This is a genomic window from Paenibacillus sp. CCS19, assembly GCF_033239625.1.
Taxonomy (GTDB): domain Bacteria; phylum Bacillota; class Bacilli; order Paenibacillales; family Paenibacillaceae; genus Paenibacillus_T.
This window is the reverse complement of the sequence record NZ_BTCK01000105.1, coordinates 1-671: the sequence shown is the minus strand read 5'-3', so window position 1 is coordinate 671 and position 671 is coordinate 1. Positions and strand designations below refer to the sequence as shown.

The window sequence follows — 671 nt, the reverse complement described above, 5'->3', positions numbered from 1 at the left end:
TTTCGGTTCGGCTTATCGGCTTCGAAATCGCGATTCAATACATTTGCTGCGACACGATCGCCTACGGATGAGGCATAATTACAGCGGTGCTTACGGCGAGTCTTCGCTCGTAACCCCAACAGTTGCATGAGCCTCAATACCTTCTTGTGATTCCACCATACTTGATGGTCTTGGTATAGAAATAGCTGGAGTTGCCTGTATCCGTATTTACCCTCATACCGCATATATACAGACTGAATCAGTTCTTTCGCGTCCTTGTCCGGATCAATATGGATTCGCTTCAAATAGGCGTAGTAACCGCTTCTGGACACGCCAAACAATTTACAGAGCATCGTAACCTCATACTCCACTGCTAATTTCCTAATAGCTGCATATTTCTGTGTTGCACCTCCTGCATCCAGATTTCCAAACACTTTTTTAAGAAAGCATTCTCCCGTTCTAACTTCTCCACATAGCGGTTCTGGTCCACGTACTCTTCTTTACGTCCTCGCTGATCCAGCAGTCCAAGCTCCCCTAGCTCCTTGTACTTCCTCATCCACACTTTAATTCGTCCTGGATCATAAATATCCAGTTCCTTCATGATTTCACGATATGTCTTCCCCTGTAGCTTCAACTGTATCGCTCTCTGTTTCGTTTCTTCACTATACTGATTCAATTTCTGACCTTTTTTT

2 protein-coding genes are annotated in these 671 nt (G+C 44.4%); both read right to left on the bottom strand.

Annotation, left to right across the window (positions count from 1 at the left end; genetic code table 11):
* Positions 1-332 (bottom strand): IS3 family transposase (locus tag SBI19_RS29375; protein WP_317973076.1); only part of this gene is annotated, 332 nt, incomplete at its 3' end.
* A gap of 20 nt (positions 333-352) precedes the next feature.
* Positions 353-671 (bottom strand): helix-turn-helix domain-containing protein (locus SBI19_RS29370; RefSeq protein ID WP_317973075.1); only part of this gene is annotated, 319 nt, incomplete at its 5' end.